Source organism: Lysinibacillus sp. AR18-8, assembly GCF_001705465.1.
Lineage (GTDB): Bacteria > Bacillota > Bacilli > Bacillales_A > Planococcaceae > Lysinibacillus > Lysinibacillus capsici.
This window is the reverse complement of record NZ_MDGU01000010.1, coordinates 139,290-154,425: the sequence shown is the minus strand read 5'-3', so window position 1 is coordinate 154,425 and position 15,136 is coordinate 139,290. Positions and strand designations below refer to the sequence as shown.

Here is a 15,136-nt window from a genome sequence, read left to right as displayed (position 1 = left end):
TCATAAAAAGAAGAAAAGCGATCCAAATTGGACTACCCCAGCTCAATGAATGCTCATAATTCAATTTCTCTCAATAAAAAGAAGAATTAAACCTCTTTACTAGCTCTGTTTTACGCAAGCTACTCGCAACCATTACACCTAAAATAGCACCGATCGTACTTGATGTTAAAAAGGCTGGTAGGAAGAAGAATACTGCTACAGATGTTCCCATGAATAATTTTGCATAAGGGACGGCAATAAGTGAAGCCAGAATGCCCGTTCCGATAACTTCTCCGATACCAGCTAACCACATTTTATTGCTATATTTATAGGCAAGGGCAGCACAGAACGCACCGATGATACTACCAGGGATAGCTAGTAGAGAGCCTGTTCCAGTAAGGATACGAATGATGGCAGTGACAAAGGCAACTATAACTGTTGGTACGGGTCCAAGTATAATGGCTCCTATCACATTAATAGCATGCTGAACTGGGTAAGCACGTGCGATTCCTGTTGGGATGGATACGAAAGTAGAGCCTGCAACAGCAACGGCTACTAATAAAGCCATGACTGTTAATTTACGAATTGACATAAAGTTCACTCCTTTTGGTAAAGTTCGTGAGGAAAAATAAAAAGGCCACCCCCTTTAAACAATAGGAAGCGGCCTTGTGTGTGTATAGTGACAACAGCAAGTAGCGCCACTTCCCTCCGCTAGTGTGAACTAGATCAGGTTCAAAGGGTCCGTATATTACCATATACGTCTCAGCCTTTTAAAGACTCCCCTAGTGGTTAAAATCATTCAATTTTGTGAATCAACAATAATGTAACATACTGCTAAAAATAGTCAATGATTTTTCAGACTATTTTGTATCGGGATGCATTAAATGAGGTGCTTTTTTCACTGTCCAGATGAGCGCTAGGAAGAAACAGGCTAATAATATGATAGAACCGAAAATATATGGGCTATTCATATTCCAGTCAAATAATAAACCTGCCAAAGCGGGTCCAATCATATTTCCGAGGCTCATATAGGCATTATTCAAGCCCGCAGCAAATCCCTGCTCTTTCTCTGCAAGCTTTGAGATGAGTGTATTAACAGCTGGACGAATTAATGTCGTTGCTGTAGAGAAAATTGTTGCTACAACTAAAATAAGGGCAAAGCCAGAAACAAATAATATTAAGAAAATAGCAACGGATGCAATAAATAAATTTACTAGTACTACTTTCATTTCACCATAACGATTGAACAGTGGTGTAATAATAAACATTTGTACTACTACTCCAAAAGCACCACCAACAACTAATATAATCGCTATATCTACAGGTGTGTAATTAAACTTTTCTGTCACAAATAATGACAATGTCGTTTGGAAATTTGCAATTCCAAACGAGAACACCAGCATAATTATGAGCATAACAAAATAAGGCATATGTATGGAACGAGCCATTTGCTTCGCCAGATTGTCTTGCTTTTGTTTCTGTTGAGCAGTGTTTGGTTTGGTAGAAGGTAATAAAAAGTAAGATAAAATAGATGCTACAATGGCTGCAGCTCCAGCTGTGAAAAATGGGAAATGTAAGCTTACCTTTGCTAAAAAGCCACCAATACCAGGTCCAATCATAAAGCCAAGAGACATAGCGGCACCCAACATCCCCATACCTTTCCCACGTTCTTCATAGGTTGTGACGTCAGCGACAAAAGCCATAATAGGAGGTGCAACAAATGCGGAACCTAGACCACCTAAAAATCGTGCTAAAAAGAGCATCCATACATCTGTAGCAAGGCCAAATCCGATTTGTGCAAGACCTGTTACGATAAGACCGAAAATAATTAAATTTTTTCGTCCGTACTGATCTGAAAGATTCCCAGCAATAGGAGAAAATACGAATTGAGCTAAGGCGAACGTTGCGATTAGCATACCTAGAACTTGTCCTGCTGCACCAAATATTTTTAAATACTCTGGCATGACAGGAATAATAATGCCAATACTCCCCATTGCGATAAACATATTAAACATTAAAATATACAAAGCCGCCTTATTGGACTTCTGCTGGGTCATCGAATGAACCCCCTTTTTGTAATCAAATATAGTACAGTCTATCATAAAGAATTATTGCTTGGCTAATAGTTAAGATTATAGTACTGGTTCTATATTTAGAATGGTTTTCCACAAAAGTTTTTATCCACGCACCTATGCATGATGAAATAATACATTTTAGTCATAAAAGTTGAGGGAAAAGAAGCTATGGGAGGATAAATTAGTAAAGCAACAACAATTGAGGGACTTCTCTTATAAAGGGAGAATTAAAAATTTGGAGAGTCTGTCTGTAATGGTATAAAGCATGGCTATAAATTGTAGCGATGTTGAGCGTTAGAAGTTATGGACTATCAAAAATACACTAATGTGAGAATCTATTAAAATTTAGATAAAATATTTTATAAATATAATAATGCAAATAGTCGATTGAAAATGTTCTTAGTTTAATAAACAGTTAGATAAGCAGAGAAAAAACTAGCGAATTGGTGTGAAAACCAATTCGCTAGTTTAATTATCTGATACTCATTTTAAATTCTAAAAATAATTCGTTGTATTTCCCTAAATAATCAGGTCCTAAATTTTTGTAGACCTCTAATGTATCGCGTTGTTCTTCAGAAGGATAGTAGCGTTCGTCAGAAACAACTTCTTCGTCCATTAAGTCCATAGCGGCAATATTAGGAGTAGAATAGCCTACAAAATCAGCATTTTGAGCACCTGATTCAGCACTTAGCATGAAGTTAATAAAGGCGTGGGCACCATCAATATTTTTCGATGTTTTTGGGATGACCATATTATCAAACCATAAGTTTGAGCCTTCCTCAGGTACAGCAAAGTCTAACTCTTCATTTTCATACATCATATCAGCTGCTTGGCCAGACCATGTAAGGGCAACAGTTGCCTCATTATTGATCATTAACGGTGTGATTTCATCTCCAATGATCGCTTTAACATTTGGTGCAAGTGTAATTAATTTGTCAGTAGCTTCACGAAGTTCCTGATCATCTAGTGAATTCAGTGAATAGCCAAGACTGTTTAAGCCCATCCCAATGACTTCACGCGCACCATCTACTAAAAAGACTTTTCGCTTTAAAGAAGGGTCCCATAAATCGTCCCAAGAGGAGAAGTCTAAGTCTCCAACAAGGCTTGGATTGTAGACAATACCTACTGTTCCCCAAAAATAAGGGACAGAATATTTATTGTTAGCATCGAATGGTAAATCTAAAAAGTAAGGGTCAATATTTTTTAAATTAGGGATTTTCGTTTTATCTAAAGGAATTAATAATTTTTCTTCCTTCATCTTCTCAATCATATATTCAGAAGGGACAGCAATATCGTAAGCTGTTCCGCCTTGCTGAATCTTTGTCATCATAGCTTCATTGGAATCGAATGTTTCATAGATGACATGAATGCCTGTTTCTTTTTCAAATTCTTTTAACAAATCAGGATCAATATATTCTCCCCAGTTAAAGATGGTTAACGTGTCTTTTCCACTTTTACCGCCTCCCGCACTTAAGGCATCAGCCGCATAGAATAAAAGGGCTGAAACGACAAGGATGGCGATGGTAGCTTGAATTAGTGACTTCATCGATGCCCCTCCATTCTTTTACTCGTACGACTTGTCATGAAATAATAACCAACAACAACTAAAACCGTAACAAAGAATACTAATCCAGAAATTGCATTCACCGTTAGAGAAATTCCTGCGCGGGCCATTGAATAAATTTCTACGGATAAAGTACTAAAGCCATTACCTGTTACAAAGAATGTCACGGCAAAATCATCTAATGAATACGTAAGGGCAAGGAAGAAGCCTGCAAAAATACCTGGCTGAATATAAGGAAGAATGACACGCATCATAACGTCCTTTTTCGTTGCCCCTAAATCTAATGCTGCATCGATTAATGAGTTATTCATTTCTAGTAGCTTTGGTAAAACCATTAATACAACAATCGGTACACTAAATGCAACATGGGCTAGTAAAACAGATGCAAAGCCCAGTTTAATGCCTACCATTGTAAATAAAATTAAGAAGCTAGCCCCGATAATTACGTCTGGGCTGACGATTAAGACATTGTTTAAGGATAATAAAGTATTACGCATTTTAGAATCCTTAACCGTCACAATTCCAATTGCTCCTAGCGTACCAATAATAGTAGAAATGAGAGCAGAAAGTAATGCCACGATGACCGTATTTATTAATATAACAAGAAGACGTGAATCTTCAAAAACAGCTTGATAATGCTCCAAAGTAAAGGATTCAAAATTATTCATGGAGCCGCCACTATTAAACGAGTAAAAGATTAAATAGAAAATTGGAGCATAGAGAACGATAAAAACAATTGTTAAATAGACTTTGGCTGAAGCAGATAGTTTGTTCATCGTACGCGACCTCCTTTATCCTTTTGTCCCGTAATTAGCATGATAATCACCATGAATAAAATTAAGAATACAGCAATAGTGGAACCCATACCCCAGTTTTGCGTCACAAGGAATTGCTGTTCAATCGCTGTGCCTAGAGTAATGACACGGTTCCCTGCAATTAAGCGAGTAATCATGAACAGGGATAGGGCAGGGATAAAGACAACTTGAATACCAGATTTAACGCCATCCATTGTCAATGGTAAAACAACACGACGGAAGGTTGTAAAAGCCGAAGCACCCAAATCCCGTGCTGCATAAATGAGCGTTGGGTTTAAACGATCTAAAGAATTGAAGATCGGTAAAATCATAAATGGAATAAAAATATAGACCGACACAAAGACAAAGCTAATATCGGTAAAGAGCATTTGCTTTGGATCGAAGCCAAATACTTCGATAAATGCATTAATAGGCCCGTAAAACCCAAAGATGCCGATAAAGGCATATGTTTTTAACAAAAGATTAATCCATGAAGGAATAATAATAAGTAGAAGCCAAAGTTGTTTATGCTTAGTCTTCGTTAAAAAATAAGCAGTTGGGTATGAAATTAATAGTGTAAAGAATGTAATTAAAAATGCATACCAAAACGAGCTCAAAGTCATCTTTAAGTAAACAGAAGAAAAGAACGCTTTATAGTTATCGAGCGTAAAGTTGCCATGTAAATCAAGCAGGGAATAATAGACAACGAGTGCAATTGGCGCGATAACGAAAAAGGCAATCCATAACACATATGGAAATAACGCTGATTTTGATGTTTTAGTTTGCATCTTCATCGTCTCCATACGATTCTAATCGTTTATCAAACTCTTCCTCTGTTTCGTTTAAGCGCATTACGTGAATCGCCTCAGGATCAAAGTCTAAGCCAATCTCAGTCCCTACTTCTGCTTTCTTCAATGAATGGACTAGCCACTCATTACCATCTTTATCGTATGTGGATAATTCATAATGTACCCCTCGGAATAATTGTGTATCCACTTTTACCACAAGTTTGCCTTTATCGATCGTTGTCATTTCTAAATCTTCTGGTCGAATGACAATGTCTATTTTTTCATTTGGCTTCATCCCTTGGTCGACACATTCAAAAACTTTGCCAGCAAATTCAACCTTGAAATCCTCAATCATCACGCCGGGTACAATATTGGATTCACCAATAAAGTCAGCAACAAAGCGGTTAATCGGTTCATCATAAATATCCACTGGTGTACCTGACTGCTGAATTTGTCCTTCACTTAAGACAAAAATTTCATCACTCATGGCAAGTGCTTCTTCTTGATCATGTGTAACAAAGACAAATGTTTTACCAAGACGTTGCTGTAATTCACGTAGCTCATATTGCATTTCTGTACGTAGCTTTAAGTCTAAAGCTGAAAGTGGCTCATCCAGTAAAATTACTTCAGGGTCATTGACAATGGCACGTGCAATCGCGACTCGTTGTCGTTGTCCACCAGACATTTCAGATATTTCGCGGTTACCATAGCCTGCCAAATTGACAAACTTTAAGGCTTCAGCTACACGCTCTTTTATGTCCTTTTCAGGAAGCTTTTTAATACGTAGGCCAAATGCGACATTTTCAAACACATTTAAATGAGGGAACAGCGCATAATCCTGAAAAACAGTATTAACTTGACGTTCATTGGCAGGAACTGCATTAATCTTTTTATCATGGAAAAATATATTTCCTGTTGTAGGTTCCGTAAATCCTGCAATAATTCGTAAAATGGTTGTTTTACCACAACCTGATGGACCAAGCAGTGTATAAAATTTCCCTTTTTCAAGCTCCAAATTGATATTTTTTAAAACGACGGTACCGTCGCTATATGACTTTGAAACATTTTCAAAGCGGATAATTGAATTGGTTGTCATGGATGCGCCTCCTTAAGCTATAAATAAGAATCTGTTGCGACAAGTAAAATTTTTGTTTCATCATCATGTGCATTAAAAATCTGATGATGGTCTGTCGCGTCATAATAAAGTGCGTTACCTTCACTTGCGATATACTGTTCATTCCCTAAAACGAGACGAATACGCCCTTTAACAACATAAATAAATGTTTCAGAAAGCGAAGGCTCAAACTGTTTAAACTCGCCATCTGCTGCAAAGGTTAAGAAAATGGGTTCCATCTCTTTTTCATTCGAAGTAGGAATCAGCCATTGAATTTCATATTTTTTTTCTTCATCTGTATAGGTAGATTGGTCTTCCTCTGTATAAACAACCTTCTGTTCAGGTGATTCATCATCAAAAAAGTCTTTGGGTCTTGACCCTAATACTTCTAAGATTGAAAATAATGTTTCAATTGAAGGTGAGTTTAGATCACGTTCTAATTGGGAAATATAACCTTTGCTTAAATCTGTACGTTCTCCAAGTTCCTCTTGGGTAAGACCTTTTTTTAAACGAAGCGCTTTAATTTTTGCTCCTATTTGCATCTTTTCCCTCCTAAGAGAAGTTTAGCAATGATAAACTTTCGAAATATGAAGTTTACTTTAACGAAACTTTTAGTTTACTAAAACCATTACAATTATACATAATAATAAAAAATTTGCAATCGTTTTTCGTGAAAAAAATAGCTGTAAAAAGTTAAAAAATAGGGTATAAATGAAAGTGAGAAAAATTTTGAATAGAGTAGAATATTATTGTCAAAAATAGCTTGTAGATAAACAATAGCAATAATTCCAGTTATGGATATGACGAATTTTTGTCAATCCATTTTAATCATCCAAACGGGCGGAGTTTACTTGTTTGAAAAACTGCGGTTACTCTGCTATCGTAGAAGACGAGTTCGCTAGTGCGAATGGAATATATAAACTACATATTTATTCGGAGGGATTTATTATGGCAGAACGCATGGTAGGTAAACAAGCACCTGACTTTACAATGGAAGCAGTACTTTCAGACAAATCGTTTGGTAAAGTATCATTAGAAGATATTAAAGCACAAGATAAATGGACAGTTCTTTTCTTCTATCCAATGGACTTTACATTTGTATGTCCAACTGAAATCACTGCAATGAGCGATCGTTATGACGAGTTCGAAGACTTAGATGCAGAAGTAATCGGTGTTTCTACTGACACAATCCACACACACTTAGCATGGATTAACACAGACCGTACGCAAAATGGTCTTGGTGAATTAAAATACCCATTAGCTGCTGATACAAACCATCAAGTATCTAAAGAATATGGTGTATTAATTGAAGAAGAAGGTATCGCATTACGTGGTTTATTCATCATCAACCCAGAAGGCGAATTAAAATACCAAACAGTGTTTGATAACAACATCGGCCGTGATGTTGATGAAACACTACGTGTACTTCAAGCACTACAAACTGGTGGTCTTTGCCCAGCTAACTGGCGTCCAGGCCAAGCAACTCTATAATCTAAATAGAGTCGAATCATTATGCGAAAAATTAAAAGTCCCCACGACAAGCTTGTGGGGACTTTTAACTGAATTTTTGTTTTGGGAAAGAGTTTTTATACCGTTATCTAAATATTTGAAGACAAACGATCTTTTAGAGGAGGATTTTTATGAAACTTCGTGAACAAATGCCTGAATTAGTTGGCGCAACGACTTGGTTAAATGGTGAAGTAACTAAAGCAGAATTAGTAGGCAAAAAACCAACATTAATCCACTTCTGGTCAGTAAGCTGTCATTTATGTAAAGAAGCAATGCCAGATGTGAACAATTTCCGCGATCAATATAAAGATGAATTAAACGTTGTAGCAGTACATATGCCACGTTCTGAGGCAGATACTGATTTAGACACAATTAAAGCAGTAGCAGCAGAGCATGATATTGTGCAACCAATCTTTGTAGATAGTGAAATGAAGCTAACAGATGCTTTTGAAAACCAATATGTTCCAGCATATTTTGTGTTCGATAAAGATGGTCAGCTGCGTCATATGCAAGCTGGTGGTAGTGGTATGAAAATGCTAGAAAAGCGTGTAAACCGCGTGCTAGATGAGATGCGTAACGCAGAATAATAATGATATGTTGAAGACGGGGATTAAGGTCCTCGTCTTTTTTGTTGTCCACCATTGACGAATTGGCTCTTGTTTTGACAATACATATCGCAGAGAATAGGCTACAATGGTGGTATAGTAGTTTTCGGAGGGATTTTTATGATGAAAAAAGAGTTTGCAGTCATAGGGCTTGGACGTTTTGGAGGCAGTATTGTTCGTGAATTAATGAGTCAGGGCGCACAGGTAATGGCAATTGATCATTCTTCAGAGCGTGTAGATGAGTTTGCTTCCATTGCTACACAAGCTGTTATTGCAGATTCAACCGATGAATCGGTGTTGAATTCATTAGGTATTCGTAATTTTGAGCACGTGATTGTAGCAATTGGGGAAGATATTCAAGCAAGTATATTAACAACAATCATTTTAAAGGAAATTGGTGTTGAGCAAATTACAGTAAAAGCTCAAAACGATTACCATGAAAAGGTTTTACGTAAAATTGGCGCAGATTTTGTCGTCCATCCTGAGCGAGATATGGGTATTCGTATTGCTAATAATATGTTGTCGAATACTGTTCTAGATTATTTAGAGCTATCAGATGAACACTCCATTATGGAATTAAAGGCTAATGATGCGATTGCTGGCTATTCCATTATGGATTTAGATATTCGCGCTAAATATGGCATCAATATTGTAGGAATTAAGCGTGGGGCTGATATTATCGTATCTCCACAGGCGAGTGACAAGATTTTATTAGGAGATATTATGCTTGTTATAGGCGCTGATGTTGATATAAATCGCTTTGTTAAAAAGGCCTTGAATGGGTAAGAGCAAATGACGAAACGCAGATGGAGACTTGTTATATTCGCTGGTATTTTATTAGTCGGTGCTTTTATTATGCAAAACAGAGAAAAAAGTGAAGATGAAGCTATTTCACTTGTTCTAGATCATGCCACAGAAATTGACGACATTGAATTATTCCAAGGAGATCAATCACTATTTCATGCTACAGGCGATGAAGCACAAGACTTTATTGAGAAATATCCTTTAAGTCATGTAAGGAAGCTTTCCAAAAAGGAAAGAACTATTTTTGAAGAAAAGCCTGTATATCATATCGTTTATAAAATTAAGGATAAGCCTCTTTATGAGGTAGAAATATTAAAAGTGGCTATTAGTTCTGAACTTGATGAAAAGTTACAGCAAATGGTTTTTCGTGTGGATGATGCACAATATTTGGTTTATTGGGCAAAAGAGAAAAAGGTACTCGAACAATCGACCAACACGCAACGATTACTTGAACAATACGGGCAATAAGCAGGTAGTGATACAGCAATTCATGCTGGTCACTACTTTTTTATTCTATTTTTAAGAAAAATTGGAAAAAATATTTGATTTCATCGAGAGAGTTAGATTAAACTTTGACATAAAGAAGGGGGCTAGATGTAATGAAAATCATGTCAACTAATTGTGTAATCGAACAATTACAACCAGAGCATTTTACAGATATACAAAAACTCTACTCTAATAAACAAGTTCGAACTTATCTCGGTGGTGTTCCATCAAACAGCTATATAGAAGCATCTTTTAAAGGCATGCTAGAAGCGCCATTCCCTAATACATATTTATATATTACTTTAAAGGAGACAGGTGAATTTATAGGTCTTGTCTCGATCGATGAATACCATGATAAGGAGTTATATGAGCTTTCCTATCAATTTTTACCTCAGTTTTGGGGGAAGGGGTTAGCTTTTGAAGTGCTAACGCAGGTAATTCAGGATGGTTTGAATTATCTGAATATAGAATCTATTGTGGCAGAAACACAAACAGCGAACAAGGCATCATGTCGCTTGCTCGAAAAATTAGGAATGAAGAATGTACAGATGTTAGAAAGATTTGGGCAGGAACAAGCTGTCTATGAATTAAGTAAAAATAATCAACCGATAAGACAAATCATTGCCCTATCAGGTGGTGGGTTTTCTCAGCAGAACCCTTCATTTATCGATGAGTATATTTTACGACAAACTCAGAAAAATGAACGAGTTAAAATTTGTTTTATTCCCACAGCAAGTAATGATGCACAAGGGTATATCGAGAAGTTTTATGCAGCATTCCATCATTGTGATGCAACCCATATCTTGCAAAAAGATATGCATGATAGAAACATTCGAGAAAAAGTACTAGCGCAGCATATTATCTATGTGGGTGGAGGGAATACAGGTTATCTTCTTGAAAAGTGGCGAGAATATGGTTTTGATAAATTGTTAAAGGAAGCTTATCAAAAAGGGATTATATTAGCTGGCATCAGTGCTGGGGCAATGTGTTGGTTTGAAAAATGCTATAGTGAAAATACATATGATGATTTTGAGGAATGGAATGGCTTAGGACTATTATCAGGTACCTATTGTCCACATTATAATGATCAAGAGAGAAGGAGGGCATTTGATCGCTGGATAGAAAATCATCCCACATTACAAGCATACACACTCATAGATACTGAGACACTCCATTTTAGGAATGAAAAGCTAGTAGCTAAAGTTCAAACCTACTAGAAGGGACGAAGAAAAGTATGAGAATTCCAGCAAAACTAACACTGGGTGATGAGATACTTTGGTGGCAAGGTCCATATAAATACAAAAGAATTGAGGATTCAGGTGACTATATTTTAGAAGGAGAGCGTGTTCAACATGATCATACGAGAAGCAACCCGACATGACAGTGAACGAATTATAGCTGTTATAGCAAATGCAGAGGCATCAAATTTTATGTTATTTGGACCAGGTGAGCGAAATTTAGCACCTAAGCCATTTGGGGAGTATATAGATAAGCTATATCATAGTCACCACTCAGCTTTGTTCATAGCTGAAATGGATGAGCAGGTTGTGGCGTACTTAATTGTACAAGGCAATGAGCCGTCAAGAATTGCTCACCGTGCTTATCTTGTCATAGGCATACATAGTGACTATAGAGGAAGAAAAATTGGAACAGCTTTATTTCAACACGTAGAAAATTGGGCAATAGTGAATGGTGTACATCGTCTTGAATTAACCGTCATGGAAAATAATGAGGCTGGTGTTGCTTTGTATAAGAAAATGGGCTTTGATATCGAAGGAACGAAGCGGGCTTCGCTGTATGTAGATGGACAATATATTAATGAATACTACATGTCAAAACTATTGATTGGGAAAGGAACTACCGTATGACTTCAAAAATAAACATCGGCATTTATTCCCCGTCCTCCCCAGCAACGGTGACGGCTTTGGAACGATATGAACGTGCTAAAGCATTTCTCGAGAATAAAAATTTTCAAATCGTGACAGGTTCTCTAACTGGTAAAACTGATTATTATCGTTCAGGTTCGCCAAAAGAAAGAGCAGAAGAATTGAATGAGTTATTACGTAATCCAAATGTGGATATGATTATGTCTACGATAGGGGGCACCAATGCCAATAGTATGCTACCTTATATTGATTATGAGGCTTTTCGTCAACATCCCAAATTGGTCGTAGGTTATTCAGATGCAACGGCCGTTCTACTGGCACTTTATGCAAAGACGGGAATCTCAACTTTTTATGGTCCAGCCCTCGTACCTTCCTTTGGCGAGTTTGAACCATTGGTAAATGATACCTTCAAATTTTTTGAGCATTATTTCTTTAAGCCTCAAGCATTACCATACGAAATTCCAATGCCTTCTTATTGGTCGGATGAACCTGTTAATTGGCTAGAGAAGACAGTGGATAAAAAACTCAAGAAGAATGAATGGTTAGCGATTCAGGGTGGGGTTGCTGAAGGAAGGTTAATTGGCGGGAATGCCAATTCCATGTATGGATTTATTGGTACGCCGTATTTCCCTAAAATTGTGGAAGGTGATATTTTATTAGTGGAGGACTGCTTAAAAAATGCTGCTGTTGTTGAAAAGAATTTTGCAATGCTAAAATTGCATGGTGTCTTTAACAAAGTTAGTGGGATTATTTTGGGGAAACATGAATGCTACGATGATTTAGGAACGGGTCGACAGCCATATCATATTCTACTTGAACAGTTGGATGGAATAAAGATTCCTATATTAGCAGAGGTGGATATTTGTCATACACATCCTATGCATCCAATTGCGATAGGCAAACGAGTTAGGATAGATGCCACAGCTAAGAAGATATACTGTTTGGAAAGATGGTTGTAATGATAAAGCCTTGCAAATCGTAGCAAGGCTTTATTTTCTAAAGGTTCCTATAATCATCATCAGTGATAGCGTACATTTTTACATTTTGGTATTGTCCCTTAACAAGCATACTTTTCCGTAATAACCCTTCAAACTGCATACCAGACTTCTCCATAACCTTTTGTGAGCCAATGTTTTCTTCAAAGCATCGTGCTTGGATACGTACTAAATCTAATTCATTAAAACCGAAGTCAATGAGTTTTTTTGTTGCTTCTGTTGTGAACCCCTTATTCCAAAAATCCTCAGAAAGCACATAGCCAATTTCCGCGTATTTATGGGTGTCATTAATGGTCACAAAATCAATCGTTCCAATAATTGTGCCTGCATATTCAATACCCCATAACATCAAATTGCCTTGCTGATAGCCATTAAAAATTAATGCCATAAAAGCCTTTGTATCCTCTAAACTCGTGTGTGCTTGCCATGTCACATAACGCGCCACATTTTCACTGGAAGAGTAGTCATACATTGCTTCTAAATCCCCATGTGTAATTGGTCTTAATAGTAACCTTTCCGTTTTCATAATTGGTATTTTACTCATGATTTACCCCCTTTAACAAATAGTATATAAAAAAGTCGACCCATAATTATGAATTAGGTCGACTTTTTATATTTATTCATTTTTGCAGCGATCACATTAAGGATAGCGCTTATCTGTTGCAGAGGAATCCTTAGTTTTGGTTTTATGTTGTTCATCTTTCACTTTTTCATTCAATTCTTCGACAGGTATTGGATCTACTGTTTTCATGTCCTCGTGTTTATCAAAAATGCTTTCTTTATCTGTATCCAATACATCAGGGTTATTCGTATTACGTGTTTTTGCCTGTTTTTTATCATTCATTCACTATCACCTCTTACTATTAACTTTCACTTTTTTACTAGAGTGTAAACATTTTATTTTGGGTGATAGTGTAAGCTAATTGTTTGTTGTCAGCGTCAATCCATAAGGACATAGCTTTTACTCGAATGATAATGAGTATAGTGAAACAGAGATGGCTATCATTTCTACCATTTTTCTTAGGAAGATATAGTGGTCTTTCCCTGAAGTGCACGTTCTTCCATAGCTGTGTCAAACTCTTTTTCAGATTTTGACACGACAACACAAGCTACGCCATTACCAATTAAATTTGTAACAGCTCGAGCCTCAGACATAAAGCGATCTACACCGATTAACAGCGCTATTCCTTCCACTGGTATCATTGGGAAGGCAGCCAAAGTTGCTGCTAATGTAATAAATCCTGAGCCTGTTACACCTGCTGCACCTTTAGAAGTAATCATTAAAATTCCGAGCAGTGTAATGATTTGAATCCAAGTTAGTTCCATTCCATATGCTTGTGCGATAAACAATGCAGCCATGGACAGGTAGATGGAAGTCCCGTCTAGATTGAAGGAGTACCCGGTAGGAACGACTAAACCTACAACCTGCTTCGAGCAACCATAGTTCTCAAGCTTTCGCATCATAGATGGCAGAGCTGATTCAGAAGAGGAAGTCCCAATTACTAAGAAAATCTCATCTTTGATATAAGCGATAAATTTAAAGATGCTGAAACCAAAGAACTTTGCAATGGCACCTAAAATAAAGACAACAAATAAAAACATTGTTATATATACGGCAGCCATTAATAAACCTAGATTACCTAAAGATTTTAAACCAAAATTTCCAATTGTATAGGCCATTGCACCAAAAGCTCCGATTGGTGATATTTTCATAACCATACTTACAATCTTGAAGAATATCTCTGCTACTTGCTCAAAGAATGTGATGACTGGTTTTGCGGGTGCACCGATTGAGGCAGCTGCTAAGCCAAATAAAACAGCAGAGAATAGGACTGGTAATAATTGACCAGTTGCCAATGCACCAACTACATTTTCTGGAATAATACTAGAAATGAAGGCACCTAAGCCTTGCTCAGATTCAGCTGCAGCAGTTGTATATTTCGAAATATCAGCATCAGATGCACCTGATGTATCCAAGCCTGTACCAGGACTTACGATTAAAGCAACAGCAATTCCGATTGCTAATGCAATTGTGGAAACTATTTCGAAGTAAAGCAATGCCTTACCTCCGATTTTCCCGACCTTTTTCATATCTCCCATACTGCCGATTCCAATAACAACTGTTAGGAAAATAATAGGAGCAATTAACATTTTAATTAATTTGATGAATAGGTCTGCTAAGATTTTCAAGCTGGCACCGAACTCGGGGAAAATGGCTCCAACAATAATCCCAAGTATGATAGCCACTATAACCTGAACAGTCAAATTTTTCAGTAACTTCATTTTTTGCTACCTCTTTTCTAAATTTTCTCTTTGATATCGCTTTCACTAAAAGTATCATAGCGAATATTTCTTTAAAAAAGAGATTTAGAAAATAAGAAACATATCGTTCATTAAGTACATTTACTTACATTTACATATAAATATAGTAATATCAATAACTATCTCTGTTATGGTACGCTATAGTTAATTAATTATTGTTATAATACAAAAACATAGAGTGATAATTAAGTTCTTTTTAAATTTTCAGTTTATAA

18 protein-coding genes and 1 riboswitch are annotated in these 15,136 nt (G+C 36.7%); of the genes, 8 read left to right on the top strand and 10 right to left on the bottom strand.

Translation table 11 applies throughout. The annotated features are described in order from the left end of the window. Window positions 1-70: 70 nt before the first annotated feature. The 7 genes from thiW to BFM98_RS09755 all read right to left on the bottom strand — a co-directional run bounded on the left by thiW (window position 71) and on the right by BFM98_RS09755 (window position 6,856). Window positions 71-571, bottom strand: a complete 501-nt coding sequence (gene thiW / locus BFM98_RS09785) for an energy coupling factor transporter S component ThiW (RefSeq protein WP_066037219.1) — start codon at window positions 569-571, stop codon at window positions 71-73. Window positions 572-665: 94 nt separating this feature from the next. After that, a riboswitch (TPP riboswitch) is annotated at window positions 666-773 on the bottom strand. Between the two features lie 66 nt (window positions 774-839). Continuing rightward, on the bottom strand, window positions 840-2,036 hold the full coding sequence (locus BFM98_RS09780; RefSeq protein ID WP_048391968.1) for an MFS transporter: 1,197 nt from the start codon (window positions 2,034-2,036) through the stop codon (window positions 840-842). Window positions 2,037-2,526: 490 nt separating this feature from the next. Then, window positions 2,527-3,600, bottom strand: a complete 1,074-nt coding sequence (locus BFM98_RS09775; RefSeq protein WP_054549818.1) for an ABC transporter substrate-binding protein — start codon at window positions 3,598-3,600, stop codon at window positions 2,527-2,529. Then, entirely contained in the window at window positions 3,597-4,394 is a 798-nt protein-coding gene (locus BFM98_RS09770) for an ABC transporter permease (RefSeq protein ID WP_048391966.1), read from the bottom strand. Before BFM98_RS09770 ends, BFM98_RS09775 begins: the two co-directional genes overlap by 4 nt. Then, the gene (locus BFM98_RS09765; RefSeq protein WP_066037218.1) at window positions 4,391-5,200 is read right to left on the bottom strand and encodes an ABC transporter permease; all 810 of its coding nucleotides are present in this window, start codon (window positions 5,198-5,200) and stop codon (window positions 4,391-4,393) included. The genes BFM98_RS09770 and BFM98_RS09765 overlap by 4 nt, the downstream gene beginning before the upstream one ends. Beyond that, window positions 5,190-6,296: an ABC transporter ATP-binding protein gene (locus tag BFM98_RS09760; protein ID WP_048391964.1), complete on the bottom strand. Its 1,107-nt coding sequence runs from the start codon at window positions 6,294-6,296 to the stop codon at window positions 5,190-5,192. Before BFM98_RS09760 ends, BFM98_RS09765 begins: the two co-directional genes overlap by 11 nt. A 17-nt stretch (window positions 6,297-6,313) precedes the next feature. Next, the gene (locus BFM98_RS09755; RefSeq protein ID WP_004224674.1) at window positions 6,314-6,856 is read right to left on the bottom strand and encodes a helix-turn-helix domain-containing protein; all 543 of its coding nucleotides are present in this window, start codon (window positions 6,854-6,856) and stop codon (window positions 6,314-6,316) included. Window positions 6,857-7,262: 406 nt separating this feature from the next. Between BFM98_RS09755 and BFM98_RS09750 the strand changes: the two genes are divergently transcribed. The 8 genes from BFM98_RS09750 (at window position 7,263) to BFM98_RS09720 (ending at window position 12,563) form a co-directional block, all read left to right on the top strand. Then, a complete protein-coding gene (locus BFM98_RS09750) occupies window positions 7,263-7,805 on the top strand; it encodes a peroxiredoxin (protein WP_004224676.1) in 543 nt (180 codons plus the stop codon). 149 nt (window positions 7,806-7,954) lie between these two features. Continuing rightward, complete coding sequence (locus BFM98_RS09745; protein ID WP_004224678.1) at window positions 7,955-8,410, top strand: TlpA family protein disulfide reductase; 456 nt, start codon at window positions 7,955-7,957, stop codon at window positions 8,408-8,410. Between the two features lie 141 nt (window positions 8,411-8,551). Further along, a complete protein-coding gene (locus tag BFM98_RS09740) occupies window positions 8,552-9,214 on the top strand; it encodes a potassium channel family protein (RefSeq protein ID WP_004224679.1) in 663 nt (220 codons plus the stop codon). A gap of 6 nt (window positions 9,215-9,220) precedes the next feature. Continuing rightward, entirely contained in the window at window positions 9,221-9,700 is a 480-nt protein-coding gene (locus BFM98_RS09735) for a hypothetical protein (protein WP_066037217.1), read from the top strand. Between the two features lie 131 nt (window positions 9,701-9,831). Then, window positions 9,832-10,935 carry a GNAT family N-acetyltransferase gene (locus BFM98_RS09730; protein WP_066037216.1) on the top strand — a complete coding sequence of 368 codons (1,104 nt, stop codon included), beginning with the start codon at window positions 9,832-9,834 and terminating at the stop codon, window positions 10,933-10,935. Between the two features lie 17 nt (window positions 10,936-10,952). Next, the gene (locus tag BFM98_RS23900; protein WP_175400735.1) at window positions 10,953-11,099 is read left to right on the top strand and encodes a hypothetical protein; all 147 of its coding nucleotides are present in this window, start codon (window positions 10,953-10,955) and stop codon (window positions 11,097-11,099) included. Beyond that, entirely contained in the window at window positions 11,071-11,586 is a 516-nt protein-coding gene (locus BFM98_RS09725) for a GNAT family N-acetyltransferase (RefSeq protein ID WP_066037215.1), read from the top strand. Before BFM98_RS23900 ends, BFM98_RS09725 begins: the two co-directional genes overlap by 29 nt. Continuing rightward, entirely contained in the window at window positions 11,583-12,563 is a 981-nt protein-coding gene (locus tag BFM98_RS09720; RefSeq protein WP_066037214.1) for a S66 family peptidase, read from the top strand. Before BFM98_RS09725 ends, BFM98_RS09720 begins: the two co-directional genes overlap by 4 nt. A 37-nt stretch (window positions 12,564-12,600) precedes the next feature. On the opposite strand, the gene BFM98_RS09715 is transcribed toward BFM98_RS09720, so the two are convergent. The 3 genes from BFM98_RS09715 to BFM98_RS09705 all read right to left on the bottom strand — a co-directional run bounded on the left by BFM98_RS09715 (window position 12,601) and on the right by BFM98_RS09705 (window position 14,882). Then, complete coding sequence (locus BFM98_RS09715) at window positions 12,601-13,143, bottom strand: GNAT family N-acetyltransferase (RefSeq protein WP_054549824.1); 543 nt, start codon at window positions 13,141-13,143, stop codon at window positions 12,601-12,603. A gap of 96 nt (window positions 13,144-13,239) precedes the next feature. Further along, window positions 13,240-13,443 (bottom strand): hypothetical protein, encoded by a 204-nt coding sequence (locus tag BFM98_RS09710; protein ID WP_004224696.1) that lies wholly within the window; start codon window positions 13,441-13,443, stop codon window positions 13,240-13,242. 176 nt (window positions 13,444-13,619) lie between these two features. Beyond that, a complete protein-coding gene (locus tag BFM98_RS09705; protein WP_066037213.1) occupies window positions 13,620-14,882 on the bottom strand; it encodes a dicarboxylate/amino acid:cation symporter in 1,263 nt (420 codons plus the stop codon). Window positions 14,883-15,136 lie beyond the last annotated feature (254 nt).

Bases quoted from the DNA above. Each gene is read 5' to 3' on its own strand.
- BFM98_RS09770 (WP_048391966.1), bottom strand. From the start codon at position 4,394: ATGAACAAACTATCTGCTTCAGCCAAAGTCTATTTAACAATTGTTTTT.
- BFM98_RS09765 (WP_066037218.1), bottom strand. From the start codon at position 5,200: ATGCAAACTAAAACATCAAAATCAGCGTTATTTCCATATGTGTTATGG.
- BFM98_RS09740 (WP_004224679.1), top strand. From the start codon at position 8,552: ATGAAAAAAGAGTTTGCAGTCATAGGGCTTGGACGTTTTGGAGGCAGT.
- BFM98_RS09730 (WP_066037216.1), top strand. From the start codon at position 9,832: ATGAAAATCATGTCAACTAATTGTGTAATCGAACAATTACAACCAGAG.
- BFM98_RS09760 (WP_048391964.1), bottom strand. From the start codon at position 6,296: ATGACAACCAATTCAATTATCCGCTTTGAAAATGTTTCAAAGTCATAT.
- BFM98_RS09750 (WP_004224676.1), top strand. From the start codon at position 7,263: ATGGCAGAACGCATGGTAGGTAAACAAGCACCTGACTTTACAATGGAA.
- BFM98_RS09725 (WP_066037215.1), top strand. From the start codon at position 11,071: ATGATCATACGAGAAGCAACCCGACATGACAGTGAACGAATTATAGCT.
- BFM98_RS09780 (WP_048391968.1), bottom strand. From the start codon at position 2,036: ATGACCCAGCAGAAGTCCAATAAGGCGGCTTTGTATATTTTAATGTTT.
- BFM98_RS09715 (WP_054549824.1), bottom strand. From the start codon at position 13,143: ATGAGTAAAATACCAATTATGAAAACGGAAAGGTTACTATTAAGACCA.
- BFM98_RS09720 (WP_066037214.1), top strand. From the start codon at position 11,583: ATGACTTCAAAAATAAACATCGGCATTTATTCCCCGTCCTCCCCAGCA.
- thiW (WP_066037219.1), bottom strand. From the start codon at position 571: ATGTCAATTCGTAAATTAACAGTCATGGCTTTATTAGTAGCCGTTGCT.
- BFM98_RS09745 (WP_004224678.1), top strand. From the start codon at position 7,955: ATGAAACTTCGTGAACAAATGCCTGAATTAGTTGGCGCAACGACTTGG.
- BFM98_RS09705 (WP_066037213.1), bottom strand. From the start codon at position 14,882: ATGAAGTTACTGAAAAATTTGACTGTTCAGGTTATAGTGGCTATCATA.
- BFM98_RS09755 (WP_004224674.1), bottom strand. From the start codon at position 6,856: ATGCAAATAGGAGCAAAAATTAAAGCGCTTCGTTTAAAAAAAGGTCTT.
- BFM98_RS09735 (WP_066037217.1), top strand. From the start codon at position 9,221: ATGACGAAACGCAGATGGAGACTTGTTATATTCGCTGGTATTTTATTA.
- BFM98_RS09775 (WP_054549818.1), bottom strand. From the start codon at position 3,600: ATGAAGTCACTAATTCAAGCTACCATCGCCATCCTTGTCGTTTCAGCC.
- BFM98_RS09710 (WP_004224696.1), bottom strand. From the start codon at position 13,443: ATGAATGATAAAAAACAGGCAAAAACACGTAATACGAATAACCCTGAT.
- BFM98_RS23900 (WP_175400735.1), top strand. From the start codon at position 10,953: ATGAGAATTCCAGCAAAACTAACACTGGGTGATGAGATACTTTGGTGG.